Origin of the sequence: Pantoea sp. Fr+CA_20 (assembly GCF_024520835.1) — a bacterium.
Lineage (GTDB): Bacteria > Pseudomonadota > Gammaproteobacteria > Enterobacterales > Enterobacteriaceae > Pantoea > Pantoea allii.
Genome location: NZ_JALNPN010000006.1, coordinates 1 through 26866, shown reverse-complemented (window position 1 = coordinate 26866; position 26866 = coordinate 1). Strand labels below are relative to the sequence as shown.

Below are 26866 nucleotides of genomic sequence, written 5' to 3'. Positions count from 1 at the left end.
CAATACAGAAACACAAAGTGCACTGAACTCACTCTTCTGCGCGGATGATCCAGAATGTTATAAAAGATGTCTTATCCAGCCTTTAGGCCAGATAAATCAGAACGTTATCATCGATGAGAAACTTCATCTGGACCAGATGGTCTCCACGCTGGGGATGAAAGAAATTACTCAGGGTGCCCTGATTCGCAAATGCCGTATGGCAAGCCCGCAAGATTTTGGCGGCTTCCCGCTCACAACCCTTAATGCGGATCAACATGCCCGTAGCGGATACAGTCAGTACAGTGCCAAGGGGGGGGTTTACGGTACAGATACCAGCGTAACGTGGAGTCACCAGTTTGCGTCGGGATGGGGGACCAGTTTAATCGGCGACTATCGCTGGCTGGATAAAAATGCTGCGGACAGTCCTGTGGTATTCCTTCACAATGATGCCTCTCTGACGGCGGCGATAACCTATTCTTTCTGATAGCGTTTGGACCAACAGCATAAACCTGACTGCTACTGGTCCATCATATCCTGTGACGACTCACTAAGCCGTTGAAACAGGCGAGTAACAGCATCAGCCTTTATGGCATGCCACACGTTCATAGCCTGTCGGCGATGTTTTTGAAGCGGCTTTGCGCTTTCTGCTATTGATTTTAGGCAGCCAGATTTTGAACTGTTCAGCCAGCAGTCTCGCCTGTTGTTCATCAACCGTACGGCAAATAAACAGCTTGCTCTTGGTTTGATGGGTCACATCGGTGGCGTAAATTTCGTAGCTACTGCCGCGCTGATCGTACTCAATATCGGTGAAATGCATGTGTGGCCACAGGCCTGTTCTGACCTCAAACTTACTCAATTCCATATTTGTTACCGTTCTGTTATTACTATGATTAATGTCGTTATCCCTGGTCGGGCCAGTAACTGTAGAACAAATTAGGATTTGTGCCACCGCCGGACAAATTTTTTACCTGACATTCCATTCTGTTGTATAAAATCAACGCATTATCCTCAAATGAAGACGGCTTTTAAGGAGAAGACGATGATTGTAAGAACGTGGCACGGATGCGTTCCCTTAAAACATGCAGAAGGGTTTGCCAGACATCTTCAAAGGACCGGCGTTGAACACGCCAGCGCGACATCGGGAAACAAAGCCGCATTCGTCTATCAGGAAACACAGGGAGAGTGGCAACACTTCTTCCTGGCGACGTACTGGGAGGATTTAACTGCGGTGAAAAATTTTGCCGGTGAGAACTACCACGTCGCAGTGACCTGGCCGGATGATGAACAGTTTGGGTTAATCTCTGATCCTTACGTTTTTCAGCATCAGGTGGACGAGATCGTGCCGCTGTAGATGCTTAAAATGGGCTCTATTCATGAAGAGGAAATGTGTTTGTCAGGGGCGAATACTGGCCCTTTGATATTATAAAATCCTTAACTTGATGGGCCCATTATCATCCTGTTTATGCGACAGACCTTTCCACGGCTAGCTGGATTTTCCTTCTGAATCCTGGATCAAAATGGCATATCAATAACGCCATCAGCGATGCCTTGTGCCAGTCCTTCACATTTATTTTGTAAAACGAAAATGCAGGCAAATGGAGCCCATCTGGACTATTGAAACGCTGGTCATCACCCGTTTGATGGCATCAATATAGCCATAATAATAGTCATAACAGCCTTGCAATAACTGAGCATCATCATGTTCAGTCAGAGGAAAGCGGCAGACATAACCTTTGCCTGTGGTCCAGCCGAATTTTTTATATCCTGATTAATGTCTGAGGAGGCATTCGCCCCGTCTGATGCCTTCTTATCAGGCAAAATAACGGTCGTTCCACGAATCATTTCCTTCCATATATTTCCAGGTGATCGCCTGGTAACGCACTTCAACCATCAGCACCCACTGTTATCGAATAAAACGATATGCACCACCCTGTTTGGACACATCCAGACGTAGGAATGCGCCAGCGCGACGTCGTGAAATTAAGCAGCCGGAAACACAGGGAGAGTGGCAACACTTCTTCCTGGCAACGTACTGGGAGGATTTAACTGCGGTGAAAAGTTTGCTGCTGAGAACGACAACGTCGCAGTGACCTGCGTGATGATATGACGTTTGCGCTAACCTCGAATTTCAGTGCTGCGTCTGCTGAAAGTCCGTGCGTTTAACGGCTAAGGTGATCCACCGCCAGGCTGACAAAATCGCAGAAGATAGCCGTCGGGGTCCTGAACCAGGAATTCTTTCTGACATTCATATTGAGCGCCGGTGTGATAACAATTTTCGCGCAGGGGACGAAAGAGGGGCGTTCCGTGCGTAAGCAGTCGATTGTAGAGCGTGTCGATATCCGCTACTTCAATCTGAAAATTGATCCCCCGTCCCAGAGGTCGGGCCAATTTTGCGGTCTGCCAGCCTTCTTCATGCATCTGCTCAATCATTAACTGTGCTTCACCATAACACAAATAGGCGAAGTCCGGCTGAGCACGTCTTATCCTGACTTTCTAGCCGATAACGTCAACATAAAAAGCATAAGACGCGGCAAAGTCCGCGACGGTCAGCTCGGGAACCATAGGGTTCCAGTAGAGAGTATCAGCTACGTTTTCGGCGCACATGGTTACGGGTAACTTTATGTAAATAAATAAAATAATGCGACTTGCATTTTTTTTCAGCAATTGCCGCAACGCTATTTTTTTAAATAACAACAGGATTCTGCCGTCTAACTTTCAACGATATGAAAGCCTCTGTCAACCACCGCACATACTGAACCCGCTCCTCAAAAACCTCTTTTTAGTACCTTCACGCAACTGTCAAACATATCTGTTTATTTAAAGTGATTAGTCTGGTAAAAGTGATAAATATCATGTCAATTTGTTAATTACATAAGGTGTTTAATGTTCGGTTAAGGTTGCGGGCGTATGATTTGATACCGGTATGAAATAAAGGTTTTGCTAATAATTTATTTCACCAGGCAGATTTTAATAATTTTGCTTGTTTTTCGCAGATGTTGGCGATTTTTGATGAACGTTAAACGACATTTTTTTCATTATTTTATTTCAAAATTGCGCTCAATTTTCTGGAAAAATTGCAAAACAGTTTAAGGATATTACTTAATGGCATTTCTTCCGTTTTCACGACCTTCTTTGGGTGAAGCTGAACTGTCTGCAGTGCGTGATGTGTTTGCATCTGGATGGATTACTACCGGGCCAAAATGTGCCGAACTGGAACGTGCATTCTGCCAGCTGACCGGGAATCAACATGCTATTGCCGTGACGTCTGCAACAGCCGGTATGCATGTGATGTTAATGGCGCTGGGCATCAAGGCAGGTGATGAGGTCATTACCCCTTCGCTGACCTGGGTTTCTACTCTGAACATTATTACCTTGCTGGGCGCAACCCCGGTAATGATTGATATCGACGTTGATAATCTGATGGTAACGCCTGAGGCCATTGAAGCGGCGATAACCCCTAAGACCAAAGCCATCATCCCTGTCCATTACGCCGGCGCGCCTGTCGACATCGATGCCATTTATGCTATCGGTAAACGCCACGGGATTCCGGTCATCGAAGACGCCGCACATGCCGCAGGCACTTACTACAAAGGCCAGCATGTTGGTGGACATGGCAATGCGATTTTTTCTTTCCACGCAATCAAGAATATGACCTGTGCTGAGGGTGGGCTGGTCGTCACGGATGATGCCGCGCTTGCCGATCGAATTCGCAGCCTGAAGTTTCATGGTCTTGGCGTTGATGCCTTTGACAGACAAACCCACGGCCGTCAGCCACAGGCTGAAGTCATCATGCCTGGGTTCAAATACAACCTGCCTGATATCAGCGCAGCTATTGCGCTGATCCAGCTCGAAAAGTTGCCTGAAATTAACCAGCGCCGGGCGGCCATTGCGCAACGCTATCAGGAGGCGCTCAAAGACACGCCGTTCAAACCGCTGGTTCCGCCAGCCTGGCAGCATCAACATGCCTGGCATCTGTTCATCATTCGTGTTGATGAGCAGGCATGCGGTTTCTCCCGTGATGCGCTGATGCAGAAGCTTAAAGATCAGGACATTGGAACCGGTCTCCATTTCCGGGCGGCGCATACTCACAAATATTACCGTGAACACTATCCGCACCTATCACTGCCCGCCACCGAGTGGAACAGCGAGCGTATATGTTCGATTCCGTTGTTTCCCGACATGACCGACGATGACGTTGAACGCGTTATCAGCGCACTACGTGGACTGACTGGGGTTTAAATGTTCGACGATAAAGAGATTGAAAAAGTATCGGTGGTTATCCCGGTCTATAACGAGCAGGAGAGTTTACCGGCGTTGATTCAGCGTACCAATGACGCCTGTAAAACCCTTAATCTGGACTATGAAATCCTGCTGGTCGATGACGGTAGCCAGGACGCCTCCGCCGTGATGATTGCGGATGCAGCTTCACTGCCGGACAGCCATATTGTGGCTGTGTTGCTTAACCGAAATTACGGTCAGCACTCTGCCATTATGGCGGGCTTCAGCCATGTCAGCGGTGATTTGATTATCACGCTGGATGCGGATTTACAGAATCCCCCTGAAGAGATCCCGCGTCTGGTTGCTGCCGCTCAGGAAGGCTACGACGTTGTGGGAACCGTGCGCCAGAACCGCCAGGACAGCTGGTTCCGTCGTCAGGCCTCACGCACTATCAATCAGATGATTCAGCGCGTGACCGGCAAATCGATGGGCGATTATGGCTGCATGCTGCGGGCTTACCGCCGCCACATTATCGATGCCATGTTGAATTGCCACGAACGCAGTACGTTCATTCCAATTCTGGCTAACACCTTTGCACGGCGCACCATTGAATTACCCGTGACGCACGCTGAGCGTGAGCATGGCGATTCAAAATACAGCTTTATGCGCTTAATTAACCTGATGTATGACCTGGTGACCTGCCTCACCACCACACCACTGCGCATGCTGAGCGTCCTCGGCAGCCTGATCGCACTGACGGGGTTTGCCTTTTCCCTGGTGTTGATTCTGCTTCGTCTGTGCTTTGGCGCAGCCTGGGCTGGTGATGGCGTCTTTATGCTGTTTGCCGTGCTGTTCATATTCATAGGTGCACAGTTTATTGGCATGGGGCTGCTTGGCGAATATATCGGCCGTATCTACAACGATGTCCGTGCCAGACCTCGCTATTTTATTCAACGTGTTATCAATCCTCAGAAAGACCGTTCTGTACAGGAAACCGAGTAATGAAAACTATCGTCTTCGCTTATCACGACATGGGTTGTGCGGGCATCAATGCGCTGTTGAAAGCAGGTTACACCATCAGCGCCATCTATACCCATGCCGACACGGCGTCAGAAAATCACTTTTTTGGCTCAGTGGCGCGAATCGCGGCTGAAAATTCTATCCCGGTTTATGCTCCGGATGAAGTTAACCATCCTCTGTGGATCGATCGCATCAAATCGTCTGAACCCGATGTGATTTTCTCTTTCTATTACCGTAACCTGCTGTGCGATCAGATTCTGAACAGTGCGAAGCAGGGTGCCTTTAACCTTCACGGTTCACTGCTGCCAAAATATCGCGGACGCGCACCGTTAAACTGGGCGCTGGTTAACGGAGAAACCGAAACCGGTGTCACCTTACACCGCATGGTTAAAAAAGCGGATGCGGGCGAGATCATTGCTCAGCAGCGTGTCGCCATCGCCGATGAAGATAACGCACTAACGCTGCACCGCAAACTGGTCGACTGCGCCACTGAGCTGCTGGAAAGCGCGTTGCCTGCCATGAAGCAGGGCAATATCGTCGGCACCGCGCAAAATGAAGCGGAAGCCACCGTAGTGGCTCGCCGCACGCCTGAAGATGGTCGGATTAACTGGGCATTGCCAGCCAGCCAAATCAATAATCTGGTGCGTGCGGTAACTGACCCATGGCCGGGCGCCTTTGCTTTTGCTGGCACCACCAAATTCGTGGTCTGGAAAGCAAAAGTATTATCTACCGCGCATAATGTCCGTCCTGGCACCGTGCTGTCTGCGGAGCCTTTCGTTGTCGCTTGCGGTGAGGGCGCACTGGAGATTCAGACCGGACAGACCGCCAATAGCGTTTACATGAACGGTATCCAGCTGGCTCAGCATCTTGGCATGGTGAATGGCGCGCTGCTGTATTCCCAGGCCGTTGCAGCCGTTAAACGTCGTACGCGTGTATTGATTCTGGGCGTAAACGGCTTTATCGGTAATCATCTGACCGAGCGTCTGTTGCAGGACGATAACTTTGAAGTGTTTGGCCTGGATATCGGTTCAGATGCGATTAGCCGCTTTGTCGGTCATCCGCGCTTCCAGTTCGTTGAAGGCGATATCAGTATTCACTCTGAATGGATCGAATATCACATCAAAAAATGTGATGTCATCCTGCCATTAGTGGCCATCGCGACACCGATCGAATATACCCGTAACCCGCTGCGCGTTTTCGAGCTGGATTTTGAAGAAAACCTCAAAATCGTGCGTGACTGTGTCAAGTACGGCAAACGCATCATTTTCCCATCGACGTCTGAAGTGTACGGCATGTGTACCGATGCAAACTTCGATGAGGATCACTCCAATCTGGTTGTCGGCCCGATTAATAAACAGCGCTGGATTTACTCCGTTTCCAAGCAGCTGCTGGACCGCGTCATCTGGGCTTATGGTGAAAAACAAGGGCTACGCTTCACCCTGTTCCGTCCTTTCAACTGGATGGGCCCGCGCCTGGACAACCTGAATGCGGCGCGCATCGGCAGTTCACGCGCCATCACACAACTGATCTTAAACCTGGTGGAAGGATCGCCGATCAAGCTGTTTGATGGTGGCCGTCAGAAACGTTGCTTTACCGATATCAGCGACGGTGTAGAAGCGCTGTTTAAAATTATTGAGAATAAAAACAATAATTGCGACGGACAAATCATCAACATCGGTAATCCGGATAACGAAGCGAGTATCAAAGAGCTGGCCGAACGCCTGCTGGAAAGCTTTGAACGTCATCCACTGCGTGCCAGCTTCCCACCGTTTGCCGGTTTCCGCGAAGTGGAAAGCAGCAGCTATTACGGTAAGGGCTATCAGGATGTTGAACACCGTAAGCCATCCATCCGTAATGCAAAACGCCTGCTCGGCTGGACGCCAACTGTGGAAATGAACACCACGATTGATAACACACTCGACTTCTTCCTGCGTACCGTTGAGCTTCAGGACGACAAGGAATGAAGAAAGTTGGTCTGCGTGTTGATGTAGATACCTGGCGCGGGACAAAACTTGGCGTCCCCGCGCTCCTGGATCTGTTCAATAAACATGATCTTCAGGCGTCGTTTTTCTTTAGTGTCGGACCCGACAACATGGGACGCCATTTATGGCGTCTGATGAAACCGCGCTTTCTGTGGAAAATGCTGCGCTCACGCGCAGCATCACTTTATGGCTGGGACATTCTGTTAGCCGGAACGGCCTGGCCAGGAAAGCGGATCGGGGCAGGGATGAGCGATATCATTCGCTCAACCGCCGATCGCCATGAGGTCGGTCTGCATGCCTGGGATCATTTTGCCTGGCAAACCTGGGCGGGTGTCTGGAAAGAGCCGCAGCTCATTCAGCAGATAGCCATGGGCCGCGACGCGCTGGAGGCGATAACCGGTCAGCCAGTGACCTGCTCAGCAGTGGCTGGCTGGCGGGCAGATGGTCGGGTTATTCAGGCTAAAGAAACCTTTGGCTTCCAGTACAACAGCGACTGTCGCGGGACGGCGCCATTTCGACCGCAGTTAAGAAACGGCGAACTGGGTACGGTCCAGATCCCCGTCACGTTACCGACATGGGATGAAGTGGTCGGACCCACGCTCAGTGCCGAGCGTTTCAACGATTATATTCTGGAAAAAATTCAGGCTGATCAGGGCACGCCGGTTTATACCATTCATGCCGAAGTGGAAGGTATCAGTCAGCTCGATGCTTTTGATACGTTGTTGCAGCGTGCCCGTGCGCAAGGAATACAGTTTTGTCCGCTGAGCGAACTCTTACCTGAAGACCTTGATACTTTACCTGTGGGTAAGGTTGTTCGTGGTCATATCGCTGGCCGGGAAGGCTGGTTGGGTTGTGAGAATTTAACAAGGTAAGCACCATGACTGCCACCAAAAAGACCCTTTTACTGGTTTCACTTTTTATCCTCTATTATTTAGTTCCTCTGGAGTTCCGTAACCTTTGGCAGCCTGATGAATCACGCTATGCCGAGATCAGCCGTGAAATGCTGCAAAACGGTAACTGGATTACGCCCCACTTCTTTGGTCTACGTTATTTTGAAAAACCTATAGCGGGTTACTGGATCAATACCGTGGGTCAGGCCATTTTTGGTCACAATAACTTTGCGGTCAGGATTGGTTCCGTCTTTTCTGTGCTGATGAGCGCGGTATTAATTTACTGGCTGGGATGCCGTATTTTTGTCCAGCGTAGCGTTGCTTTAACGGGCAGCGTCATCTTTTTAACGTCCCTGCTGGTTTACAGCATTGGCAGCTATGCTGTGCTGGACCCGATGCTGACGCTGTGGATGGTGGCTGCCATGTGCAGCTACTGGTTTGCCACTGAGGCGCAAAACACCCGGCAACGTATCGTACGTTACCTGTTGTTGGGGCTGGCCTGCGGCATGGGTTTTATGACCAAAGGTTTTCTGGCGCTGGCCGTGCCGGTACTGGCTATCCTGCCGTGGGCCGTCTGGAATCAGCGTTTCCGCGAACTGATTATCTATGGCCCCCTTGCCATAATCAGTGCGGCGTTAATCAGCGCGCCCTGGGCGATAGCCATTCAGCAACAGCAGCCTGATTTCTGGCATTACTTCTTTTGGGTTGAGCATATTCAGCGGTTTGCCGAAGATAATGCGCAGCACAAAGCCCCTTTCTGGTATTACCTGCCTGTTCTGGTTGCCGGCTCACTGCCCTGGCTGGCGCTGCTGCCGGGGGCATTGCGGTCGGGCTGGCGTGAACGTAAGCAGTCCCCGGGTGCAGTTTATCTTCTGAGTTGGGTTGTTATTCCTCTGGTGTTTTTCAGTATTGCAAAAGGCAAACTGCCAACGTATATCTTGCCCTGCTTTGCGCCACTGGCCTTGCTGATGGCTGAGTATGCCTGGCAAAAGGCCCGCAATCACACGCGCGTGTTTAAAGTCAACGCGTGGATCAATGTCCTCTTTGGTAGCGTCTGCGTCGTGGCGTTGTTAGTGGTCTTTGCGCCCTGGGGATTAAGCCATCGACCTCTTTATGGTTCACACCAACTGCTGGCATTGACGATGGCCGTGCTGTCCTTTGCCGGCTGGGCCATCGTGGGCGTTTTCAGCCTGAAATCGCCACAACATCGTTGGCTGGCCGCGGCACTGTGTCCTTTAACGTTGGCGCTGTGTGTCGGCTCAGCCATCCCTGAAGGGGTTGAAAACACCAAGCAGCCGCAGGTGTTTATTCGCAGTATTGAAAGCAGCCTTGCTAACAGCCGCTATATCTTAAGTGATAATTCGGGTGTGTCATCGGCGATCGCCTGGACAATGAAACGCAGCGATATCATTGCATACAGTGAAAAAGGCGAACTGCAATATGGCTTAAGCTTCCCTGACGCACGATCAGCCTATGTCAGCAGCGAAGATTTCCCCCAGTGGCTTCAGGCGCACCGTAAACAGGGCAATGTCTCGCTTATTATGATGCTGGATCGAGGAGAAGCCACACCAACAGATTTGCCGCCAGCGGATGCCGTTTATCGCAACGGTCGGATGCTTCTGCTGCAATATAACGCGGCGGAGTAGCCGTGAGCCTGTTGTTGGTCTTACTGACCAGCCTGCTGACCTGCGCGGGTCAGCTCTGCCAAAAGCAGGCGGCGCGTCAAACAAACCGGGCTAAACTCACCGGCTGGCTGATTGCCAGCCTGGCGATGTTGGGCCTGGGGATGATCGTCTGGTTGTTGGTGCTGCAGCGTTTACCGGTAAGCCTGGCGTACCCGATGCTAAGTATCAACTTCATCTTAGTGGCGCTGGCTGCACGCTTTATCTGGCATGAAAAAATGACCCGCTGGCAATGGGCTGGCACCGTCCTGATTGTCGCTGGCGTCGCTATCATAGGGAGTTATGCATGACGGGCTATCTGCTGGCAATGTGTAGCGTTTTACTGGTGACGGTTGCTCAGTTGATGCTGCGCTGGGCAATGCACCAGTTGCCCGCGTTGTCTCTGCTAATGACGCACTATTCCCTTCACTGGCTACCGCTGCTGGTATTGTGCGGCGGATTAACGGCTTATGCCTGCTCAATGGTGTGCTGGTTTTTAGCATTACGCCATCTACCGCTGAGTCGGGCTTATCCGCTGCTAAGCATCAGTTACGTACTGGTATGGCTCCTGGCTATCAGCCTTCCGCTGTTCGCTGAGCCATTCCATGCAGGCGCGATGGCGGGCGTGTTTCTGATATTGGCCGGATTACTCTGTATGTGCGTTAAACCTGGAAAAACAGCCTGAGTACCGCTCTGTCTCTCGGCAGATAAATCAGCCTTGCTGTTGGCTAATGGCAGGGCGCTTTTGCTGGACATTGGGCAGCGAGAGGGCGGGAGCAAAGCGACGCTTTGGCCGCGCAGTCAGCATATTCGGATGGAGAAGGGCGCTTTCGCCTGAATGATACGGAGAAGGGATTGATCTTCTTTGTTCAACGGGAATCAGACGGGCTGGACAGTCATGCTGACTGCAGATGCGTCAGGAAGGCAAACGCCGGCATAAAGCCGGCGTTTGTTTTAGCAAGGCTCAGAAAGTCTCCCAGTTACCTTCTGCCGTGCTGGGCTGACGTGGAGAGATCAGCGTCTTAGGTGCAGACTTCGGTGCGCTGTGGCTGATGGACATACCACTTCTGTTCGCAGGCACACGGAAGACAGCGACGGTTTTCTCCAGCTCTTCCGCCTGGGATTCCAGCGAGCTGGCGGCGGCCGAAGACTCTTCAACCAGCGCGGCGTTTTGCTGCGTTGTCGTATCCATCTCCGTCATGGCCTGAGCGATTTGCGATATTCCGCGGTTTTGCTCATCGGAGGCTGCAGCGATTTCACTCATGATGTCCTTCACCTGGGTCACAGACAGTACAATCTCATCCATTGTGCTTCCCGCCTGATCGACCAGCGTTGAGCCTTCATTAACGCGGTTCAGCGAATCACGAATCAGTGTTTCGATTTCCTTCGCCGCAACGGAGCTGCGCTGAGCAAGGTTTCTGACTTCGCCTGCCACGACCGCAAAACCACGGCCCTGTTCACCGGCTCGTGCCGCTTCAACAGCCGCGTTGAGTGCCAGAATATTCGTCTGGAAGGAAATCCCATTGATGACGCTGATGATTTCACCAATTTTACCCGAACTGGTCGTAATACCTTGCATGGTGGTGACAACGTTACGGATGATGTCACCGCCTCGCCCAGCGTTCACGGACGCTTCCGTTGCCAGTTGGCTGGCGTGATGGGCGTTCTCGGCATTTTGCTTCACGGTTGAGGTTAACTCTTCCATACTGGCAGCAGTTTGCACCACGGCAGCAGACTGCTGTTCAGTGCGCGATGACAAATCCATATTACCGGCGGCGATCTCAGAGGAAGCGCGTGCCACGCTGTTCACACCGTCGCGCACGTTGGTGATGATGTTTTGCAGGCTCTCATTCATCACACTGACGGCCTGCATTAACTGCCCGAGTTCATCACGACGCGTGGTTGAAAGCGTAGCAGTGAGATCGCCTTCAGAGATACGCTGGGCAACGCTCAGGGTTTCTTTTAGCGGAACAGTAATTGAGACGGTGATGCGCCAGGCCACTAACAAGCTAAGCAGAACACAAATAGCCGCAACGATTGCGATCTGGCTTTCAGCACTACGTAATGCGTCAGCGGATTCAGACGCCTGATAGTTAAAGAGTCCAGCCACATATCCATTCAGCTTTTCTGCTGTAGCACTGAGCTCCGTCGATGCCGTTGATTCCTTACCCATGGCGGCAATGTAATCCACGAAACCCTGTTTAAGTTTCGCTAAATCCGTTTTTTGCGTATTCAACACCGCCTGGATTTCGGGGACAGAAAGCGCTAACAGCTGAGCACGTATCTGTTCGACAGAGGTAATGTTGCCATAAATTTCGGTCTTGCTGGACTCACTGGGTTTATCAATAAAGCGTTCTACATCACCCGCAATTTCCTTGAGGAGTGAGGCCAACCGCAATACCTGTAGCATCGCTTCGGGCTGAGCGGAAAGATTCAGTCCATCAAGGCTTTGTCCGAGAGAGAGGAGATCATTATCCTGAATCAACGTAGCCGCCGCTGAGGAGCTTTTCGCCGCACTGTAAAATGCCTGCCGCAGCGTCTGATAGTTTTGTATAGCGGTGCCTAATACACTGAGTTGTTCTTTGCCTTCACTGTTCCAGTCAAATTTTTTCAGCTTATCAAAGTGGGTGCTTAACTGGTTGAGTGCACTGGCGTTAACCTGAGCATATTGATCATCTTTAGTATATTGATACAGCAGACGGTTCGTGCGTGCCTTGCTGAGAGCATTGACCATATCAACAGTAATATCCTGCTTTGCTGCATTCTCTTTGATGCTTTGAAAGCCTTTAAACGCTAAGAGAGCAATAGCCAGAGTGGCAACAATCAGCACACAAAAACTCAACCCCAGCTTTTTACCCATTTTCATATCGGAAAACGTACGCGTAATAGACATAATTTCACCCTGATAGGCCGATACAGAAATATTATTTTGCAGCCTGTTTTTAAACCACACTGCTTAATAAAACTTATCGACTGCCACAATGAAAACTTTAAAGACATTTTGAAATATAAATTCACAATTGAGACATCAATGCATTTATGTGGATTTTTATGGCTATTTCAGGCCTTGGTGTTAATAGTAAGGGCCAGGATAGTTAGGGAACGAATAATTTATGGCGGATTTTTGCTGACATACTTTTACATTTATGGCCAATGCAAGCATAAATATTTAATATGATTTTAAGCGGAAGCTCAACTAATAATTATTTTAATATCAATAACATACATATAAATCCGCGCTCCATCAGTAAATTAACAGCTTAAAGGCTTAATAATCACTGGCGAAACCGAATCATCCACAAAAGATACGTTAACTTCTCTTAACATGTGTTAGCTGTTATGTAGCATTCTGGTTATAATTTGTATTAGTTAATTACAGAGATTAAATAATATTTCACCGACACTCCATCAATGAGAGGGACGTTTAATCTGATTAATCTTTTTCAACTATTTGGAAACAGGCTAACCAAACATGCAATATATGACCTTTCTTCTTGCTGCGTTAATTTTTTGCGGCTCTGCTGCTGCTGCCCCGTCGGCGTCAGAACCCGTTTCGCAACTCTCGCGTGCGCTTCATGAGAGAATGTTATTAATGAAGGATGTCGCCGCCTTCAAAAAAACCCACAATAAGCCGATTGAAGACCTGGCGCGAGAGCAGGATGTACTGGCAGAAGCCAAGGAGAAATCGGCACAAGCCGGGCTTGATCCGCAGTCCGTGACGGTGTTTTTTCAGGGTTTAATGGATGCCAGCAAAGCGATTCAGTATCGTTATCTGGCTGACTGGTTGGGCGCACCTCATTCCGTGCCGCCCGCAAAAGATCTGGCAGACCTGAGGAAGCAAATTAACCTGTTAGACGGACAAATTTTGCAAGCCATCAATCAGCAACTGTCACAGGGTGGTTTCACAAAAGATGAGCTGACCCATCTGCATCAGCAACTCAACGTCCAGCATCTGACGGATAACGATATCAACCACGTTTTACAGGGGCTTGAGCAAATCAAACTCAAAGGCTAACGCGTCGCAACGGGCCGACAAGCACGTTGAATACTTATGAACGCCTTCTCATACTTTTCGCAATGCCATCGTTAACACGCTATCCGCCCGTTAAGGCGGATAGCGTAAAATGTCGCCCGGTTAATTAGCCTGGCGGCTCTTATCACTTATTGTCCTAAATCGTAAATAGCGCGCCTTATCATGCTCAGCCTGTCGGGCGAGATAACGTACCCGGAAAATATCGTGCCGCGTGATCACCCCAACCACCTTGCCAGATTGTGGCACCGTCACGACGACAATACCGATTTCCTAATCTGCAATCTGACTGCACACCGTATCCGGGCAGGTACTGACAGGTTTTTCATCTTCCACCAGATCTTGCCAACGACTGTCTGGTGACTTGTTCTGCCTTTGCCAGTGAGTCCTGTCTTTACGCGACACTACAGATAAAAACACGACCACCGGGTAATGATGATGTGCATGGCGATCTGACATCCGTTCAATGACCTCACTCAGCGTGAGCGATGCATCCAACGTCGCGGGCGACGTTGACATAATTTGCCGGGCTTTTGTGGTTTCTGGCGTATTGGTCGTATATTCCTGCTCGATGTGATGAACAAAGCGGGCGATGGCACCAATGATAAGACTGCCGATAACCGGTGCGGCCAGAATATGCAGCGCGCTGGCATTTCCCGGCATCGGGTTTTCTGCAAATGAAAACTGTTTGTACCAGAACACATTCGTCATCAGTGCAATGAGCTTAAGCAAGGCAATGGCACCGAAAGCACCACCCGCGCCTGGCAGCAATCCCCTTAAAGTCAGTATAATGACGCGTTTCGTTACAGTGTGGTCGGCTAATTTGAGCCTGGCAGGTAAATCGACAGCGAGCTCCTGCATAATGTCTTCCTGAGCAAGGTCAAGGCGGGGAATTTACATCGCATCGCGACCTGGATTTAATGACAAAAGGTTATTGCATGTCACAGCCGAAGATGAAAGATGCTGATTACGCCTTACTGGCAAACTTCCGCGCGACGTTACGCACGTTTATCGCGTTTAGTGAAAGTCAGGCTCGCAGCGTTGGGTTAACACCACAGCAGCATCAGGCACTGCTGACCATTCGCGGTTCAGGAGCGGCAACCGCGACGGTGGGGTACGTTGCCGAGCGGCTGATTTTAAAACCGCACAGCGCATCAGGACTGATTAGTCGGCTGGAGGAAGCGGGGTTGATTACCCGCGAAGCGGATGCCGCCGATCAACGTAGGATGGCCCTAAAATTAACGCCTCAGGCAGAAGGCTTGCTTGAGGCGCTGTCTCTGGCGCATATAGAAGAGTTGAAAACCTTAAAGCCCTTGCTGGTGAATCTGGTCGATGATTTTGGTGGCTAAAACAGCCTTAAACGTGGCGGCAGAATAGCGGCGTGTTTCACCGTAAACAGTCGATATATTTCTGTGCAGATTGCATCACGACCTGTTTCGCATTGGGCGCAATGTCGCGTCCTTCAAACGCACTGTAAAGCCGTTCGAAATCATAGGACTCAAGGCGGACGGCGATGTCGCTGATTTTAGCCGCCGGCAAAGGGAGCATATTGGGGTAACTCCACATGAAGGAGACGGCGTTCGCGCCAGCCGTGACCTGCACGACATCGCCTGACAGTAAGACGCCATCGTCTTTCGCCCAGTGCAGCACCGTGCCACCGTCGAAATGCCCTCCTAAACGTAACAGTGTCACTTCAGGCATGATTTCTTTTGCCTCGCCCTCCCATAACCGCAGGTATGGACTGTCGCGCATAATCCACTCGCTATCGCTGGCGTGCAGATAAATCGGCGCATCAAAAGCCGCCGCCCAGTCTTGCATCGTGCTGTAGTAATGAGGATGAGAAATAGCAATCGCACTAAGGCCGCCAAGCGCGTGAACAATATCAATCGTCGCATCATCAAGGTTAGGTATGCAGTCCCAGAGGACGTTGCCCTGTGTGCCTTTCACTAAAAAAGCGCGCTGATCGATAGCAAATCCTGGCACCGTTTTCAGGCTCAACAAGGCTTTTTCATGCTGATACCATTTATTGCTGTGGCCTGCATGCAGTGCCTCAGGTGAAATCCATTGTTGCCCCTGTTTAGGGACATACTGACGTTCATCTTCACAAATTTTACAGTGCGCGATCTGAACATCCAGCTGTTGATAAGACGTGCCGCATGTGAGGCAAATTTTAATCATCACGGTCGCTCCCGTTAACCATTCAGATTAATTTTAGCGTTTTTACCCGGTGCAGATTTCAATTTGTGCGAGGACAGACGTCTAAAAACATGCCGGGCTGTATATCAAAAAGTCGCTGCCGTTCAGACTAAACCGTCCCACTTCACGCATTCCAAGGCGCTGGTGAGCCTGAATGGAATGATAATTGTCAGCCTGAATAAACAGAACGGGGGCTTTATTACCGTAATATCGGCACATTTCATCGTACAAGCGCGCCAGTAAGCCCTGACCACGGGCGACCGTGCTGATGCAGACCGGGCCGTAAATCCAGCACTGCTGCGCGGGCGGCCAGGCACGAAGCATCGTTTTCACGATCTCCGGACCTTGCTGGAACGATGTGGTGCTAAATAACACGCCGGCGATCCCAGCGGCGGATTGCGCGACCACCACAAAGGCCCCCGGATGATTCAACATCCCGGCAACCTTTTCGCCAGGAAAATCCCCGTTCAGCGTTCCGCCATTCCCCGCTGAGTTTTCCTGAAGCAGGGCAGTGATGCCTGCCAGGTCCTGCGACGTTGCTTGCCTGATGACATATTTATCCGAACTGACCATGCTCTTTCCCTCCTGAACCGGTGTTGCGGTGGCGCGTTATCACGCCCACCTCTTCGATGTGTTCCCTACTGTATCCCACGTCGCCCGCGGCCATTTTAACAATGTCACGTTTACTGCCGACAGCAGGCAATGGCGGCACGCTGGATTGGCGCTATGTGATTTTGCACGATGTACCTGTGGAGGCGGAATATAAAGCCAGCTAACACATTCTCATAAAAAACCTGCTTCTAATCGCATAGAATACGCATACGCTTCCCCAGGTTTTCGGGGATGATTTTAGCCATCAAAAAGAGGAAGAATGATGTCTGATAAACCGTTGAAAATCGTCACGCTACTGGGAAGCCTGAGAAAAGGTTCGTACAACGCAATGATTGCACAGGCGCTACCGCAACTGGCCCCACAGGGCGTGCTGATTGAGGCGCTTCCATCCATTCGTGATATTCCACTTTACGACGCCGATATTCAGCAAGAAGAAGGATTTCCTGCCCCTGTTGAAAAGATCGCTGAACAGATTCGTCTGGCAGATGGCGTGATTATCGTCACACCGGAGTACAACTATTCTGTCCCGGGCGGATTGAAAAATGCGATCGACTGGTTATCCCGCGTTCCCAATCAGCCGCTCGCGGGAAAACCGGTGGCGATTCAGACCAGCTCCATGGGCGCGATCGGTGGCGCGCGTTGCCAGTATCACCTGCGTCAAATTCTGGTGTTTCTTGACGCCATGGTACTGAACAAACCGGAATTTATGGGTGGTGTCATTCAGAATAAAGTTGATGAACAGGCGGGTAAGGTGATTGAGCAGGGCACGCTTGAGCATCTGGCCAGGCAATTAGCGGCATTCAGTGATTTTATCCGCAAAGTTAATTAGCCTGGTTTCACCGCAGGCGGTCTGAAAAAAACCACGCTTAAAAAAAGCGTGGTTTTTAAATTGAGGATTAGCGCAGTAAAGACAGCATGGTCTGTGGAACCTGATTGGCCTGTGCCAGTACAGATGAACCCGCCTGCTGCAGGATCTGCGCACGTGACATATTTGATACCTCGGTCGCATAGTCCGCGTCCTGAATACGGCTACGTGCAGCAGTCAGGTTAGTCACGGTATTATTCAGGTTGCTGATTGTAGATTCAAAGCGGTTTTGAGACGCACCCAACAGGCTACGTTGGCTGTCGACGGCCTTGATCGCTTTATCGATATCCGCCAACGGTGTGCTGCCAGAAGCGCTACCGCCGCTACCGCCAGTGACTGCACCTTTCAGCACGTCGAAGCCGATAGCCGCGGTGCTGCGGGCTGTACCATTAACCGTCTGCCCGGTTGTCACACTGGTGTTCTGCACAGTACCTGAAGAGGCGTTACCCGCTGCAGCCAAATCGAAGCTGTCACTTGAGCTAATGGTGATACCGATAGTCTGTCCATCCTGAGAACCGACCTGGAAATTATAAGTGCTGCTGCCAGAACCCGTGTTCAACACTTTAATGCCGTTGAAATCCGTCTGTTTCGTGTCACGGTCAATTTCCTGCATACGCTGGTTAACTTCGGCCTGGATAGAGTCGATATCAGAGGCTGAGTTAGAGCTGTTCTGCGCCTGAACAGTCAGGTCGCGGACGCGCTGCAGGTTGTTGTTTATTTCATCCAGCGCGCCTTCAGCCGTCTGAGACAACGAAATCCCATCATTGGCGTTACGCGCCGCAACCGTCAGACCGTTGATATTTGACGTAAAGCGGTTAGCAATGGCTTCGCCAGCGGCATCATCTTTGGCACTGTTGATGCGCAGACCCGATGACAGGCGCTCAATCGCCGTACCGAGAGATGACTGAGACTTATTCAGGTTATTTTGAGTAATTAACGACAGGACGTTAGTGTTGATGACTGACATGGTAAATTCCTTCTTATGAGAACGTATTATTTACGCATTATTATTATCGAACCCTTCCTGCTAAACTTTAATAAAAAACAGCCAGATAAGATTAATTATTGAATAAGTATTTTGTTGTAAAACCTCAGTTGTAAATATAAGAATTACCCGGAAAGAAATGATTATAACCCCACACAAAACCCAACCAAAAAACCAACTTCCTTAAGGTTAAAAACGTTTTGTTACAGCGTGAGGCTTTAAAAAGCACAGATGATTAAAGGCTTTACTCAGTTTTCCACAAAGCGTTTATCTGCGACCTTTTCTCTAAAAGATGCTTTCATTAGAGAAACTGCATTAAATATTTAAAAATATACTGGGTAAGATATATCATTAACGGAATATAAAAACCAATACTCACGTTAATGAGGTTTGTCCAGGCGCGAGGTTAAAGCAGTGGCGTTGACGATACCGCGCGGCATAAAAAATTCTGCATTAGTTTTTGGCTTATGACAAAGGCGATGTGTCTTGTCAGCGTGCGAGCATTCGCCTAATGGATATTGGCCCGGCAATGCGACGAGGTTCTGGATAAAGAGTTACGCCAAATTCATGGCTTACGGATGCGATAAAAAAAGTGCTATTGAGGAAGTAACCTAATACCAGATAAAATCAGGGCCTTATAATGGATAAATGCTGATGGCGCAGGAGCACCATCAGCATGAGAGGCAGGATGTTCAGCCTTGTGGCAAAACGGCGTGAGGCAGGCGTTACATTTTCGCGAACTGGGCTGACAGATAATCACCCGTTTGCGTCATTGAAGAGACCAGCGTACTCAGATTGGTAAATTCCGTTTTGTACTGTGCCATCACCGCCGTGATTTGATCGTTGACGGTATTGTACTGATCGGACAACTGTTTTAACGAGGTGTTAATCCCCGTCGTCGCATTTGATACTGTGCCGTTACTTGCCAGCATATCATTCAGTTTATTGGTCACCTGCGTGGCGAAACCTGTTGTTTTTCCATCCCCCGTCAAAAAGCTTAAAACATCTGCGGGTTGGTTGGTTAAGGCGGCATTCAGCTTCGTACTGTCTACCGTCAGATCACCTTTATCGTCCTGCGTTATTCCGAGCTGAGAAAGTACCTGAATATTTCCTGTACCCTGAGGATCGGAAAATTGACTGCGCAGACTGGTCTGGATATTCATTAATGTATTATCCCCCAGCAAATCGCCATTATCTGTACTCTGCGCCTGTCCTGCCTGAACCGGGGTATAGTTTGTCTGGTCTGCGATGGTTTTCTGCAGCGAATTATACGCATCAACATACGACTGAACGGCTGTCGCCATTGGCGAGGTATCTGTAGCAATGGATAAGGTTTCAGGCGATCCGCTGTTAACTTTATTAAGATTCAGCGTTACGCCCTCCGGCGCATCCGTCACGATGTTGCTGCTGCGCGTGATAGATAATCCGTTAACCTTCAATTGAGCATCCTCAGCGGCAACCTGCTGTGTCATACCGTTATTACTCCCGCCCTGGCTATAGTTAATGTACTGCGACAATGTGGCATCATTTGTACTTACGGTCATGGCATTCGCCGTGCCGCTATCGCGCGCCGTCAGGGATAAATAGTAGGTATTGTCATTGGCCATAATCACACTGGCATTGACGCTACCTTGTTGCTTGTTAATCGCATCACGGATATCAGACAAGCTGGTCTGATTCTGATTTAACGTCACGGTTAATGGCGATTTCTGTCCAGGCTGGCTGATCGTAATCGTGCGTGATGCCATGCTGCTGTCGCCCAGATCGGTCGTTTCGTCGCTTGCCGATTTGGAGAGCAGGGACTGCGACGCCGCTAACTGGTCAACTTCAACAGAATAATTTCCAGCTGCAGCACCGCTGGCAAGCGTAGCCGTAAAGGCCGAATTCGAGCTGGTCACTTTTGTTGTCGCAATGCTGGAGGCATTTTCCAGCGCAGAGGCTGCGGTCTGCAATTTCGACATTGAACTTTGTACCACGCCCCAGGCCGTCAGTTGCGCATTATAAGACGCTTGCTGATTGGTAATGGGTGTCAGTTGCGCCTGTTCGGCTGACTGTATGTTGTCATATAAGGTATTGAGGTCGAGGTTAGTACCAGCGCCAAGTGTGCTTATGCTTGCCATATTCTTGTCCTGATGAAGTGACACCAGTGATTAAAATACAATGCATTAATTAGGTGTTTTTCTGATTTTAACGGTTGTTGCAAATCGGTTTATTGTCATTACGCGACTATCAATTTTTTGTTAAGCCGGTAAATATATGTTAACAGAATAACAAATTGTAATTATTTGATGGCAGCATTTGCCGTATTTCCTGACACCGTTATTCTCTCGTGTAAAACACCGTGATTATTAATCAACAGGTTATAGTCACGCAGCGCAACTTAAGTAAAATTCAGGCCAGCTAATCTCCAACGCAAGGTTATAAAGCATCCTTATAAGTTCCTGATCAGCATTTTGTCGCACGGATGCTAAACAGCCCAGTGATACTTAATACAAATTTAAAATTATCATCAATTAATCAATGACATTACGTAGGGTTATCGCACCTTTCTTAATGATTTTATTAAGTACGACGTCTTCATCACTGCATAAAATATTTTATGAGCCCGAAACCTTACATTTGTTACATTGATTTACCGCTCATATCGAAAGGCTAACAAAGCGCTGTATCAGGGGGCAGTTTGGTCATCAAAAGCCTTATGCCCGTCAGGTTTGCGAGAAGTAGTAAAAATTTCTACTAATGCTGTCACGTGCCGCAGCTGCGCGTAGGCCAGTAGGAACGCTGCCACTTTAAAGTGACAGCCCTGCACAAACTGTGAAGAGAAGGGTTACAAAAGTAATAAATGGAATGACCTGCCCACTGTATTAGATACAACCTTCAGTTAGTAATGTCAGGTTGTTTACCTTCTATTTTTACATGTTTCCAGCTTGCTGCTAAAACTCTCAATAACTCCGTTCTGGGCCGGCTTGGCCGGCTGGATAAGACGCAGTTCCACGCCATGCTCAAAGGCCCATTGATCCCGTGCGAGGCAGGTGAATTCCGGTCCCTGAACGGTTCTTATCTTAGCCGGATAGCCACGAAAGAGCGTGATACTGTCCAGAATACGCGAGACCTGAACGCCTGAAATACCCAAAGCAGCGGTGATCGTCAGACACATATTTGTAAAATTACTAATAAATTCAGTTACTTAAATTTACGTTCGCTGGTAAGTGCATCCATGGCAAATTCCATTGACCAGGTCCGGGCGAAGAAGCGGAAGCCGCTCAGGCGCCAGGCCCTTACGATGTCGTCTGCGCTTCACGCCCAGACCGTTAAGGTGGTAAATGCAGTATATCTGGGATGGGATTTTTTCTGACGTGTCAGAGGCAGCCTCTATTTTCAGATAATCGGGGATGAAGAGTGGCAGATGGCACGAGATATGCCATAAGTAGCGAAGCCATGCTATCTGTGATTTTGCCGACTGGCTCGCAACGTCAGCCGTGATTGTCCAGGGCATTTTTATACCGTTCATAAGCGGACAACCGGCAGGAAAAGCAGCCAGCGTTCTCCTAAAACGAACAGGATGTACAGCAAAAACGCCCGCGAGCCGTGGCTGCGTTTTACCAGCCTTATGGGATATAAGCCGCGGGTGATAATTAAAATATACAGCCGCCCTATGCAAACAGAGCAGAACTTCAGAGATGAGAAAAGTGAGCGGCTACGGTCTGGGACTTCGGGCAAGTAAAAGCTGGGGAGAAAAGCGGATATCGATGCTTTGCCTGGTCGCGACACTTTACAGCATCATCATGTGGCTGACAGGGTATTACCCTGAAAGTAAGGGAATAAACAGATGGTTTCAGGCTAACAGGGGTCCGCTTGGAAAACGGTATTACGACCGCGCCGACCGTCCGCGCATTGATGCCTGGCAGACCATCGTGAACGGCAGGCTGGGGCTGCACGACCCGAACGCGCCGGAGAACCGGCGGGCGCTGGTCACGCCGTCCGCGCTACCGGAAACGAAGCAGGAAGCCGCTCAGGCGATTACGCGGGGGTTGCTGGCCCTGACTTCGTCCGGGGAGCTGAAAACGCGTCAGGACGTCACTGAGGCGCTGGAAAGCGCAGGTTTTGAGGTGGTACGCGCTACAAAAAGCAGCATCAGCATTGCCGACCCGGACGGGGGGCGAAACATCCGACTGAAGGGAGCCATCTATGAATAGTCTTTTAACGCTGGCGAAGGACTTAGAGCAGAAATCGAAAGCGCAGCAGCAGAGTACCGGCGAGATGCTGAAAGCCGCATTCAGCGAGCACGAGAAGTCTGTCAGAGCGGAACTGAGCGAAAGCGAGAAGAGAATCAGCGCCGCCATTCTCGACCACGACCGGAAACTGTCCTCAGCCATGAGCCAGCGCACGAAAGGGATGCTGCGATGGTCAGCCACGTCTGGCTGACCATCGTGCCGGTGTCCGCCCTGCTGATCGCCCCGGGCGCGGGCATTCTGTGGTGGCAGGGGCAGCAGATACTCGACAATTACACGACCATCCGGGAGCAGAAGAGCACGCAAGCCATGCTGTCCGAGAGGAACAGCGGCGTGCAGCTCTCGACCTGCGGAGAGCAGAGACGCCGCTGCGTGAGGGTGAACCCGGAAGCGGGACAGGATTCGAGCTGGATGATACTGGCGGGGAAATAGCACATGACGGAGCTGGAAACACAGTTGCTGAGCGCATTAGAGCAGCTACAGCAGGACTACTCGAAAAGGCTGGACGAGTGGGAGAACGCCTTCGGGGAATGGCGGACGATGTCTGGTCTTATGCAACGGGAGAACGCGGCACTGAGCGAGCGCGTGTCGAACTTGAGCAGGCAGGTGCAGCGTTTGAGCGAGCAGCTGGGCCGGTTGTCGCAAGGCTGAACGGCATCGAGACGTACCGGGAGCAGGCGCTGGCGGCGCAGCATCAGAAAGCGCTGGAGCCGGAACGCTCGCAGCGGCAGCGGAGGTATGACGGCCCGTCGCTGTAAAAAAAACAGGATAAAACGGGGCTTTCAGGATGAGATCAGGATGAAATCCGGCGTTATTCATCTGGCTGCATGGTCATGCAGACGGTTAACATTTACCGGGCGCGTTTCCGGTGATTTTCCGGGTGGTTTGTTGCCTGTTTTATCCCGCAGTCACCGGAAACGCCGCCAGCCTGTTTTCGCGGTGCCGATAACGGATGTTATGGTAAATGGCATTTTCATCAAGGGGTTATTCCCGCGTGGTTATAATGCCGGTCTGAATGGATAATAGGCGGTGATCATGGATTTTTTTGAACGACTGGAACGGGTTGACGGGGCAGTCACCCGGTTTTATGCCCGGCGTAAAGTATGGATCTGGGGCGTGCTGTCGCTGCCGGTGGTGTTTCTGCTCGGGTGGATAGTGTGGGTGATGTTCTGGGCCCCGCCGGCGGGCGGCGTGACGCTGATTATTCACACGCGGATTGATAGGCCCATTCTGGGGTTCAGCGTGAACGGCGTTGCAGGGGGTAATGCCGGGGCTTTTGACCCCGGTAATAAGTATGCGGGTAAGAATGGTAAAACCACCTGCTGCGGCAGTATCAGCGGGAAGACCGCCGAGGTGATCTGGACGCTCAGCGTCACCGGGCCACAGTTCGAGGCGGGGATGCGGCCGGAGCAGCGGCGGGTGGTGATGCCATTGCCTGAGCGCAGGCGGGGCGAGAACGATCTGCACGTTTACTTTTTACCGGGAGATAAGGTGTTACTGGGATGGAGTGATAACGCGTTCTCGCCCTACGATCCGCGCAGCCCGCACTATACCCCCTCGGAGCTTCTTAAAGGAGAATAGCTATGGAAATGGATTTGGATGCGATTATCGCGGCGGCGCATCGGGCGCAGCATTCCTGCGACTACCGGCTGGGGAACTGTTCACGTGTGCTGCATATTGGTTTTTTCTTTGACGGCGTGGGGCGTAATATCGAGCAGGACGCGCCGGATAACCGGCTGAGCAATGTTGCCAGGCTGTTCCGGGCATATCCTGTGCCTGAAAAAAGTACCTCTACTGAATCATATCAGGCGCACTATATATCCGGGCTGGGTACGCCGTTTGTGGAGGCAACGGCGGAGCGGCTTCAGGGGATGATGGATAAGTCCCTGGGCTCGCTGCTGGATGATCTGAAGGACAAGCCAGCGGATATGGCGAAAGAGGCTTTTCAGTCGTCGCTGGGCGGTGCCAGCGGCAAGGACGTCCTGACGGAAATGAAGGACACGCTGCTGACCCCGAAGGGGCGGCTGGGGCTGCTGAAGGACTCGGCGGTGAACGCGCTGAAGCGGGTGAGCATTGAGGCGACGCCGTGGCTGCGCGACTCGGCCTTTATGGCCTACAACTTTGTGACCGGCGCGGACACGCGCCTTAACAGCGTGAAAGCGCGCTTTGTTCGGTCATTCGAGGATGCAGTAAAAGACGGGGAGGTTCCCGTACGGCTGATTTCGGTGTCCGTCTTTGGCTTTGACATGGGCGGCACGCTGGCCCGGCAGTTTATCGATATGCTGCTGGGTGAGGTATGCGACAAAAAAACGGGTGGAAACCCTGCCTTTCGCGGCGTCCCGGTCGATATCGTGTTTGCCGGGCTGTTTGACTGTTCGCGGGATACGCCGGAGAGCAGCGATGACGGTCTGGATTATGCGGCGTCGGCGGTCAGCTGGCTGCCCGGCCCGGTCGCGAAAACGGCGGGAACGGTGGGGTCGCTGTTCGGGCGTAAATATCTTGAGCATATGTCCCCGCTGCCGGAGGCGGTAAAAAAATCGCTGCACCTGGTGGCAGCCCATGAACGGCGGCGCTGGCGGTGCATTTACCGCACCGGTCGGGAAGGTTTTGAGCATCAGGAGGTGCTGATGCCAGGGTGCAGCGAGGATATCGGGGGCGGGCTGAAACCTGATGTACAGAAGCCGAGCGCGGAGTTGTGCCGGGTATCGCTGAGGAAGATGTACGTGGAGGCCATGAAGGCCACCGTGCCTTTTCCTGATTTCAGCACGCTGTACAAAACTGACCGCCTGGTATGGTCTTATTTCGACCTGAGTGACGGGGTGGAAAACCAGTCTGCCGGACAGTGGGTGAGCCGCTATCAGAAAGCTGTTCCGGATAAACTGCTCAGCTACCCGGCGATGAACCGGCATCTGGACAGCTATTTTGAATGGCTGGGCAAGCAGCACTATGAGTACAAACGCGAGCTTCGCCGGCTGGAGAGTATTCAGTCCGGCATTCTGTCGTCTCCCGGTGCGTCAATGGGACTGGTGGGCATTACCCCGCAGGCCAGACAGGCATCGGATGAGGTGGCTGAAGATATCCGTATCCTGAAAAAGCACTGGGGCTGGCTGTCGGATGTGGCTAATGCGGCCAGTCTGTTACTGACCCGAAAGCTGTATAACCCGCCGCAGATGTTTATGGAGAATATTCATGAACCGGCCTGTGTCCGGGCCAGTCACTTTATCGAATGCGGCACGGCTGGTTTTGACGGCAAGCCGCTGCCGATGATGTGGTACAGCGTGCCGGAAGCCCTTTATGCGTGGTTTGTGCATGATGTGCAGCGTGCTGAAGGCATCAGTGACGGGTATTTTTCCGTGCGATGGATGGAGCCACGGGGATAACAGAACTGACGATCATTTAAAGGATCTTCTTGAGATCCTTTTTTCTGCGCGTAATCTCCGGTTCTGTAAACGAAAAAACCACCCTGGCAGGTGGTCTTTTCGAAGGTTAGGTAATCCTGGCAGATTCTCTAACCGTGGTAACAGTCTTGTGCGAGACATGTCACCAAATCTGTCCTTCCAGTGTAGCCGTACTCAGGCACACACTTCAAGAACTCTCGATACATCTCTCGCACATTTCAGTTACCAGTGGCTGCTGCCAGTGGCGTTTTTGCGTGTCTTTCCGGGTTGGACTCAAGTTGATAGTTAGGGGTCCGCTTGGAAAACGGAAAATATCCTACGCTAAGCCTGCTTTTTGTACAGACTGCTATCTACTGAGCGTAATGCACGGTATTGACCTGCCCCCAGGATTAGATACAACCTTCAGTTAGTAATGTCAGTTGGTTTTTCTTCAAATTTCCCGTTTCGCCAGCCCGCTGCAAATTCAGCCGGCGTGAGGTAATTCAGCGATGAATGTGGTCGACACTCGTTATAATCCTGCCGCCAGTCATTAATTATTTCCCGGGCATGTAGAATATCGCTGAACCAGTGCTCATTCAGGCATTCATCCCGAAAGCGGCCATTGAAACTCTCAATAAATCCGTTTTGCGTTGGCTTGCCCGGCTGGATTAAGCGCAACTCAACACCATGTTCAAAGGCCCATTGCTCGAGCGCGCGGCAGGTGAACTCCGGGCCCTGATCGGTTCTTATCGTTGCAGGATAGCCACGAAACAGCGCAATGCTGTCCAGAATACGTGTCACCTGAACGCCTGTAATCCC

25 protein-coding genes and 5 pseudogenes are annotated in these 26866 nt (G+C 50.8%); 18 read left to right on the top strand and 12 right to left on the bottom strand.

The features are described 5' to 3' along the window. The first annotated feature begins 136 nt into the window (after window positions 1-136). A complete protein-coding gene (locus NR177_RS09895) occupies window positions 137-463 on the top strand; it encodes a MipA/OmpV family protein (protein WP_172896927.1) in 327 nt (108 codons plus the stop codon). Window positions 464-556: 93 nt separating this feature from the next. Here the strand turns inward: NR177_RS09895 and NR177_RS09890 are convergent, their stop codons facing one another. Continuing rightward, on the bottom strand, window positions 557-841 hold the full coding sequence (locus NR177_RS09890; RefSeq protein WP_063876912.1) for a hypothetical protein: 285 nt from the start codon (window positions 839-841) through the stop codon (window positions 557-559). A gap of 177 nt (window positions 842-1018) precedes the next feature. Here NR177_RS09890 and NR177_RS09885 point away from each other — a divergent pair, with 177 nt between their 5' ends. Next, on the top strand, window positions 1019-1330 hold the full coding sequence (locus tag NR177_RS09885) for a hypothetical protein (protein WP_063876911.1): 312 nt from the start codon (window positions 1019-1021) through the stop codon (window positions 1328-1330). A gap of 161 nt (window positions 1331-1491) precedes the next feature. Here NR177_RS09885 and NR177_RS23995 read toward each other — a convergent pair. Both NR177_RS23995 and NR177_RS09875 read right to left on the bottom strand, forming a co-directional pair. Then, window positions 1492-1690, bottom strand: a pseudogene (locus NR177_RS23995) (hypothetical protein). A gap of 455 nt (window positions 1691-2145) precedes the next feature. Further along, window positions 2146-2541: pseudogene (locus NR177_RS09875) on the bottom strand (bleomycin resistance protein). A gap of 540 nt (window positions 2542-3081) precedes the next feature. Between NR177_RS09875 and arnB the strand changes: the two are divergent. Genes arnB through arnF form a run of 7 tightly spaced genes read left to right on the top strand, consistent with a single transcriptional unit; the run spans window position 3082 to window position 10435 of the window. Beyond that, complete coding sequence (gene arnB, locus NR177_RS09870; RefSeq protein WP_256852805.1) at window positions 3082-4218, top strand: UDP-4-amino-4-deoxy-L-arabinose aminotransferase; 1137 nt, start codon at window positions 3082-3084, stop codon at window positions 4216-4218. Beyond that, window positions 4219-5199, top strand: a complete 981-nt coding sequence (gene arnC, locus NR177_RS09865; protein ID WP_096011598.1) for an undecaprenyl-phosphate 4-deoxy-4-formamido-L-arabinose transferase — start codon at window positions 4219-4221, stop codon at window positions 5197-5199. Then, the gene (arnA, locus tag NR177_RS09860) at window positions 5199-7181 is read left to right on the top strand and encodes a bifunctional UDP-4-amino-4-deoxy-L-arabinose formyltransferase/UDP-glucuronic acid oxidase ArnA (RefSeq protein ID WP_256852804.1); all 1983 of its coding nucleotides are present in this window, start codon (window positions 5199-5201) and stop codon (window positions 7179-7181) included. The genes arnC and arnA overlap by 1 nt, the downstream gene beginning before the upstream one ends. Further along, the gene (gene arnD / locus NR177_RS09855; RefSeq protein ID WP_063876907.1) at window positions 7178-8071 is read left to right on the top strand and encodes a 4-deoxy-4-formamido-L-arabinose-phosphoundecaprenol deformylase; all 894 of its coding nucleotides are present in this window, start codon (window positions 7178-7180) and stop codon (window positions 8069-8071) included. Before arnA ends, arnD begins: the two co-directional genes overlap by 4 nt. A 5-nt stretch (window positions 8072-8076) precedes the next feature. After that, a complete protein-coding gene (arnT, locus tag NR177_RS09850; protein WP_256852803.1) occupies window positions 8077-9735 on the top strand; it encodes a lipid IV(A) 4-amino-4-deoxy-L-arabinosyltransferase in 1659 nt (552 codons plus the stop codon). 2 nt (window positions 9736-9737) lie between these two features. Beyond that, window positions 9738-10061, top strand: a complete 324-nt coding sequence (arnE, locus tag NR177_RS09845; protein ID WP_063876905.1) for a 4-amino-4-deoxy-L-arabinose-phosphoundecaprenol flippase subunit ArnE — start codon at window positions 9738-9740, stop codon at window positions 10059-10061. Then, window positions 10058-10435 (top strand): 4-amino-4-deoxy-L-arabinose-phosphoundecaprenol flippase subunit ArnF, encoded by a 378-nt coding sequence (arnF, locus tag NR177_RS09840; protein WP_063876904.1) that lies wholly within the window; start codon window positions 10058-10060, stop codon window positions 10433-10435. The genes arnE and arnF overlap by 4 nt, the downstream gene beginning before the upstream one ends. Before the next feature lie 279 nt (window positions 10436-10714). Here the strand turns inward: arnF and NR177_RS09835 are convergent, their stop codons facing one another. Continuing rightward, the gene (locus NR177_RS09835) at window positions 10715-12643 is read right to left on the bottom strand and encodes a methyl-accepting chemotaxis protein (protein ID WP_063877092.1); all 1929 of its coding nucleotides are present in this window, start codon (window positions 12641-12643) and stop codon (window positions 10715-10717) included. A 579-nt stretch (window positions 12644-13222) separates the two neighbouring features. Here NR177_RS09835 and NR177_RS09830 point away from each other — a divergent pair. Continuing rightward, window positions 13223-13765, top strand: a complete 543-nt coding sequence (locus NR177_RS09830; protein WP_109717656.1) for a chorismate mutase — start codon at window positions 13223-13225, stop codon at window positions 13763-13765. Window positions 13766-14053: 288 nt separating this feature from the next. On the opposite strand, the gene NR177_RS09825 is transcribed toward NR177_RS09830, so the two are convergent. After that, window positions 14054-14641 (bottom strand): CBS domain-containing protein, encoded by a 588-nt coding sequence (locus tag NR177_RS09825; protein WP_256852802.1) that lies wholly within the window; start codon window positions 14639-14641, stop codon window positions 14054-14056. 77 nt (window positions 14642-14718) lie between these two features. On the opposite strand from NR177_RS09825, the gene NR177_RS09820 reads away from it, so the two are divergent. After that, window positions 14719-15129 carry a MarR family winged helix-turn-helix transcriptional regulator gene (locus NR177_RS09820; protein WP_063876901.1) on the top strand — a complete coding sequence of 137 codons (411 nt, stop codon included), beginning with the start codon at window positions 14719-14721 and terminating at the stop codon, window positions 15127-15129. 37 nt (window positions 15130-15166) lie between these two features. Here the strand turns inward: NR177_RS09820 and NR177_RS09815 are convergent, their stop codons facing one another. Both NR177_RS09815 and NR177_RS09810 read right to left on the bottom strand, forming a co-directional pair. Next, window positions 15167-15958, bottom strand: coding sequence for an MBL fold metallo-hydrolase (locus NR177_RS09815; RefSeq protein WP_256852893.1), 792 nt, complete (start codon window positions 15956-15958; stop codon window positions 15167-15169). An 81-nt stretch (window positions 15959-16039) separates the two neighbouring features. Further along, window positions 16040-16549: a GNAT family N-acetyltransferase gene (locus NR177_RS09810; protein WP_256852801.1), complete on the bottom strand. Its 510-nt coding sequence runs from the start codon at window positions 16547-16549 to the stop codon at window positions 16040-16042. A gap of 301 nt (window positions 16550-16850) precedes the next feature. Between NR177_RS09810 and NR177_RS09805 the strand changes: the two genes are divergently transcribed. Next, window positions 16851-17417, top strand: coding sequence for an NADPH-dependent FMN reductase (locus NR177_RS09805; protein ID WP_109717652.1), 567 nt, complete (start codon window positions 16851-16853; stop codon window positions 17415-17417). 67 nt (window positions 17418-17484) lie between these two features. On the opposite strand, the gene NR177_RS09800 is transcribed toward NR177_RS09805, so the two are convergent. From NR177_RS09800 to NR177_RS09790, 3 genes and pseudogenes are all read right to left on the bottom strand, one after another. Further along, entirely contained in the window at window positions 17485-18420 is a 936-nt protein-coding gene (locus tag NR177_RS09800; protein WP_109717651.1) for a flagellin, read from the bottom strand. A 743-nt stretch (window positions 18421-19163) separates the two neighbouring features. Further along, window positions 19164-20558 (bottom strand): flagellar filament capping protein FliD, encoded by a 1395-nt coding sequence (fliD, locus tag NR177_RS09795; protein ID WP_109717650.1) that lies wholly within the window; start codon window positions 20556-20558, stop codon window positions 19164-19166. Window positions 20559-21346: 788 nt separating this feature from the next. After that, window positions 21347-21775: pseudogene (locus NR177_RS09790) on the bottom strand (DDE-type integrase/transposase/recombinase); the annotation flags it as partial. Here NR177_RS09790 and NR177_RS09785 point away from each other — a divergent pair. The 6 genes and pseudogenes from NR177_RS09785 to NR177_RS09760 all read left to right on the top strand — a co-directional run. Then, window positions 21773-22283: pseudogene (locus NR177_RS09785) on the top strand (IS4 family transposase); the annotation flags it as partial. The pseudogenes NR177_RS09790 and NR177_RS09785 sit on opposite strands and share 3 nt — an antisense overlap. Before the next feature lie 343 nt (window positions 22284-22626). Next, window positions 22627-22863, top strand: a complete 237-nt coding sequence (locus NR177_RS09780; RefSeq protein WP_256852800.1) for an MbeB family mobilization protein — start codon at window positions 22627-22629, stop codon at window positions 22861-22863. Then, window positions 22842-23102 (top strand): hypothetical protein, encoded by a 261-nt coding sequence (locus NR177_RS09775; RefSeq protein WP_256852799.1) that lies wholly within the window; start codon window positions 22842-22844, stop codon window positions 23100-23102. The genes NR177_RS09780 and NR177_RS09775 overlap by 22 nt, the downstream gene beginning before the upstream one ends. 3 nt (window positions 23103-23105) lie before the next feature. After that, window positions 23106-23321, top strand: a complete 216-nt coding sequence (locus NR177_RS09770) for an MbeD family mobilization/exclusion protein (protein ID WP_256852798.1) — start codon at window positions 23106-23108, stop codon at window positions 23319-23321. Window positions 23322-23705: 384 nt separating this feature from the next. Further along, window positions 23706-24251, top strand: coding sequence for a DUF3304 domain-containing protein (locus NR177_RS09765; RefSeq protein WP_256852797.1), 546 nt, complete (start codon window positions 23706-23708; stop codon window positions 24249-24251). A 2-nt stretch (window positions 24252-24253) separates the two neighbouring features. Beyond that, window positions 24254-26050 (top strand): DUF2235 domain-containing protein, encoded by a 1797-nt coding sequence (locus NR177_RS09760; RefSeq protein ID WP_256852796.1) that lies wholly within the window; start codon window positions 24254-24256, stop codon window positions 26048-26050. Between the two features lie 236 nt (window positions 26051-26286). Here NR177_RS09760 and NR177_RS23885 read toward each other — a convergent pair. Together NR177_RS23885 and NR177_RS09755 are read right to left on the bottom strand one after the other, a co-directional pair. Continuing rightward, window positions 26287-26355: pseudogene (locus NR177_RS23885) on the bottom strand (replication initiation protein); the annotation flags it as partial. Between the two features lie 115 nt (window positions 26356-26470). Further along, the coding region (locus NR177_RS09755; protein ID WP_256852795.1) for an integrase core domain-containing protein at window positions 26471-26866 on the bottom strand (396 nt) is incomplete at its 5' end.

Coding starts and splice junctions, on each gene's coding strand:
- NR177_RS09800 (WP_109717651.1), bottom strand. CDS start 18,420: ATGTCAGTCATCAACACTAACGTCCTGTCGTTAATTACTCAAAATAAC.
- arnA (WP_256852804.1), top strand. CDS start 5,199: ATGAAAACTATCGTCTTCGCTTATCACGACATGGGTTGTGCGGGCATC.
- NR177_RS09825 (WP_256852802.1), bottom strand. CDS start 14,641: ATGCAGGAGCTCGCTGTCGATTTACCTGCCAGGCTCAAATTAGCCGAC.
- arnF (WP_063876904.1), top strand. CDS start 10,058: ATGACGGGCTATCTGCTGGCAATGTGTAGCGTTTTACTGGTGACGGTT.
- NR177_RS09805 (WP_109717652.1), top strand. CDS start 16,851: ATGTCTGATAAACCGTTGAAAATCGTCACGCTACTGGGAAGCCTGAGA.
- NR177_RS09835 (WP_063877092.1), bottom strand. CDS start 12,643: ATGTCTATTACGCGTACGTTTTCCGATATGAAAATGGGTAAAAAGCTG.
- arnC (WP_096011598.1), top strand. CDS start 4,219: ATGTTCGACGATAAAGAGATTGAAAAAGTATCGGTGGTTATCCCGGTC.
- NR177_RS09780 (WP_256852800.1), top strand. CDS start 22,627: ATGAATAGTCTTTTAACGCTGGCGAAGGACTTAGAGCAGAAATCGAAA.
- NR177_RS09890 (WP_063876912.1), bottom strand. CDS start 841: ATGGAATTGAGTAAGTTTGAGGTCAGAACAGGCCTGTGGCCACACATG.
- NR177_RS09760 (WP_256852796.1), top strand. CDS start 24,254: ATGGAAATGGATTTGGATGCGATTATCGCGGCGGCGCATCGGGCGCAG.
- NR177_RS09775 (WP_256852799.1), top strand. CDS start 22,842: ATGGTCAGCCACGTCTGGCTGACCATCGTGCCGGTGTCCGCCCTGCTG.
- NR177_RS09895 (WP_172896927.1), top strand. CDS start 137: ATGGTCTCCACGCTGGGGATGAAAGAAATTACTCAGGGTGCCCTGATT.
- arnD (WP_063876907.1), top strand. CDS start 7,178: ATGAAGAAAGTTGGTCTGCGTGTTGATGTAGATACCTGGCGCGGGACA.
- NR177_RS09830 (WP_109717656.1), top strand. CDS start 13,223: ATGCAATATATGACCTTTCTTCTTGCTGCGTTAATTTTTTGCGGCTCT.
- NR177_RS09810 (WP_256852801.1), bottom strand. CDS start 16,549: ATGGTCAGTTCGGATAAATATGTCATCAGGCAAGCAACGTCGCAGGAC.
- NR177_RS09820 (WP_063876901.1), top strand. CDS start 14,719: ATGTCACAGCCGAAGATGAAAGATGCTGATTACGCCTTACTGGCAAAC.
- fliD (WP_109717650.1), bottom strand. CDS start 20,558: ATGGCAAGCATAAGCACACTTGGCGCTGGTACTAACCTCGACCTCAAT.
- NR177_RS09885 (WP_063876911.1), top strand. CDS start 1,019: ATGATTGTAAGAACGTGGCACGGATGCGTTCCCTTAAAACATGCAGAA.
- arnB (WP_256852805.1), top strand. CDS start 3,082: ATGGCATTTCTTCCGTTTTCACGACCTTCTTTGGGTGAAGCTGAACTG.
- NR177_RS09815 (WP_256852893.1), bottom strand. CDS start 15,958: ATGATTAAAATTTGCCTCACATGCGGCACGTCTTATCAACAGCTGGAT.
- NR177_RS09770 (WP_256852798.1), top strand. CDS start 23,106: ATGACGGAGCTGGAAACACAGTTGCTGAGCGCATTAGAGCAGCTACAG.
- NR177_RS09765 (WP_256852797.1), top strand. CDS start 23,706: ATGGATTTTTTTGAACGACTGGAACGGGTTGACGGGGCAGTCACCCGG.
- arnT (WP_256852803.1), top strand. CDS start 8,077: ATGACTGCCACCAAAAAGACCCTTTTACTGGTTTCACTTTTTATCCTC.